Here is a 2,564-nt window from a genome sequence, read left to right on the forward strand (position 1 = left end):
GCCCCTGCTCCCTGATTAGGGATAACTTTTGTTTGAAAGCCTGCCTGTTTAAGAGCGCTCTCAAAACTCACATTGTGCACACGGTCTCTGGTCGCACCGTCATGGGGGAGAACCATCAATGCCTTCTCATAACCATTTTGACGCAACCAACCGATATGTTCGGATAAAGGCTGTCCCTGTGCTTCGTAATAATCAAGCACTCTGATCTCTCTACCAACAAATTGCGCTATCCATATCGCCGTGGCATCTGCCTTGGCGCCTGTCCCCCCAATATCCCAAAAGGCGCGTATTTGCATTAAAGGATCACGAGCAACACGCCCTATCCGCCCCTCTTGCTCGGCTGCCAACATCTCTTTCTGATAATAAGCACCTTGAACCGCTGTAAGATAAGCCCCCTCCCAGATATGCTTATAAGTCTCTGGACGGTTTCTCAGATCATCCAATCGCGCTTCATTCAAGATCTTAGGAAACTTCGGATTGTCTGACCAATTGATCTCTACACGCTTAATGGCTTCATTGTCTGAAAAGCGAAACCGCTTCTCAACGGGGGCATTCTCTCGCAACGGGTTCCATGTCACCCATAATTCTGCCCGCCATCCCTCTCCTTCTTCTCGCAAAGTCGGTATAAGCGTTTGCCAAGCCGTCTCTGTTACCGGCTCTGCTTCATCAACCCAACAAAGCAAAATGCGCCCCATCGATTTAATGCTCGCAATATTACGGTCCAGACCAGAAAACTGAAAGGCTACGCGACCATCTATCGACTTAATCGACGATTCCCCAACCTTGTAATAGTCCTTTAAAAAGTCGTGCGCTTCAATGGCGCGCTTAATCTCCTCCAATGAACTTTCTGCCAAAGAATTCTGAAACTGACGTGCACAAAGTATAGTGCCCGATATCCCTTGCATACCAAATTGATAGCCTTTTAAAGCAGCCATCAAGGCAAATGATCTTGTCTTTCCAGACCCTCGTCCACCCCAAGCAGCACGCACCAAAGCCTTATCTGTAAAAATCGGTATAAGCTTTGGAACAATATTAATCTGTCGTGTCGTCATTGACCAAAGGCGCGATTTCTACACGCGTTATCACCTTAATGGCTCCCCCATCTTCACCTGTTACCTGTAAAGGCAACACCTTACCAAGCAACGCTAAATAAGCAGCGGGGCATTCCATAGCCTGCTTTTCCAAATAAGAGATCAAACCATCCTTGCCAATTTTATTCCCAGCATTCTCAGCAGCCTTAACCACTGCTTCTTTTAAAATGCGCGTCATCTTATTCGGAACGCCTTTGACACGCCCTTGACCTGCCTTTGGGGGTATACGCTTTTTAATGGGTTGTGGAGCCTGCTGTGTATTTTCTGATGTCATAAAATACGCCCTCCAGATAATAAAAAACCCCGCATTTGCGGGGATTTTGAACTGTACATTTCCCTCTCTAGACACAATACGCCTAAGTACAGCAATGTCATTAAATACGATTTGCTACAATTTGTCAATAAGAAAACGATACATATTGATGCAATTGTAGAATCAATATAAATCCGATGTGAAATTTTCTCCTAAATAAAGAAAAAAGATGTTTTTAGTAATATTACTAGTTTGGTATTTTGATATCATTAGCTTATGGACTGCTTTTATAATAGCAATTATTGCTATTGCTTGTTACGAATATAGTCTTTTACAAGAAAAGAATGAACTTAGGACGTTAAAAAATGATTCAGAATATCAAATTGGGTGGTTAAAAGATGTAATTTCTGCTTCAGAAGCTGAAATTGAAAAACTAAAAGATGAAATTTATGATTCAGAAGCTGAAATTGAAAAACTAAAAGATGAAATTAAGGAGGCAAAAAATACAATTAACTATTTAAGATATACAATATTTTTTTCAGAAGAAAAATATGAAGAAGATTAGAATCTGATTGCCAGTAAACCTAACGATCAAAATGTTTCTGAAGCACATTAAGAGCAACGCGCAGTGAATTCACAAGGTGGGGTAGCATTTGATCTTCTATAACGAGGCACTGTAGCGCTGCATAAAGGTTATATTGTCTATAGAGGCATTGGGCTTCTTTTAGTGCCTCTTGCGTGTTGATAAACTGCTCTGTTGCAAATGCTACCCATTTATCTCTTGCCTTATCATCAGATGATGACGGCATTTCGTCATAAATCGCATTAGGCAAGCCTTTTGCACAAAGGTAATCGTTTCTTATCTGTAGATATTGCTGGGCGGCGTCATATTGCTCTTGTGTAAGCACGCCTTGCAAGCAAAGCCGCCCGATATAGGTACCAGAAAGTGGATTTTTTGCCTCTTGTAGCGTTAAACCAAAGCGTTTTGCACGCATTTCTATTGCCAATTTATCAACGGCTTCACGCGGTGTTTTGCAACGTGATATACGTCCGTTTGGTTCTCTTACCTGCCCTGCTATTTTAGGGCGTCCCCTTTTTTTATTTTTTTTCATAACACCGCCTTTTATTTAAAAAGGAACACTGTCATTCATAACGGTATGAGATGTATCAAGAGGTCTGTAAATGCTTCTGTCATAAGCAGATGACTGATCTTGATTATC

General features: G+C 41.7%; 4 protein-coding genes. 1 reads left to right on the forward strand and 3 read right to left on the reverse strand.

All coding sequences use genetic code 11. The annotated features are described in order from the left end of the window. Together ACFINO_RS09565 and ACFINO_RS09570 are read right to left on the reverse strand one after the other, a co-directional pair. Window positions 1-1,052: PBSX family phage terminase large subunit (locus ACFINO_RS09565; protein ID WP_375655579.1), on the reverse strand; the 1,052-nt coding region annotated here is incomplete at its 3' end. Then, window positions 1,033-1,365, reverse strand: a complete 333-nt coding sequence (locus ACFINO_RS09570; protein ID WP_375655581.1) for a hypothetical protein — start codon at window positions 1,363-1,365, stop codon at window positions 1,033-1,035. The genes ACFINO_RS09570 and ACFINO_RS09565, both read right to left, overlap by 20 nt. 208 nt (window positions 1,366-1,573) lie before the next feature. Here ACFINO_RS09570 and ACFINO_RS09575 point away from each other — a divergent pair, with 208 nt between their 5' ends. After that, window positions 1,574-1,909 (forward strand): hypothetical protein, encoded by a 336-nt coding sequence (locus ACFINO_RS09575; RefSeq protein ID WP_375655583.1) that lies wholly within the window; start codon window positions 1,574-1,576, stop codon window positions 1,907-1,909. A gap of 19 nt (window positions 1,910-1,928) precedes the next feature. On the opposite strand, the gene ACFINO_RS09580 is transcribed toward ACFINO_RS09575, so the two are convergent. Then, window positions 1,929-2,456, reverse strand: coding sequence for a hypothetical protein (locus ACFINO_RS09580; protein ID WP_375655585.1), 528 nt, complete (start codon window positions 2,454-2,456; stop codon window positions 1,929-1,931). Window positions 2,457-2,564 lie beyond the last annotated feature (108 nt).

It is taken from the genome of Bartonella sp. AA83SXKL, assembly GCF_042196965.1.
Classification (GTDB): Bacteria; Pseudomonadota; Alphaproteobacteria; order Rhizobiales; family Rhizobiaceae; genus Bartonella.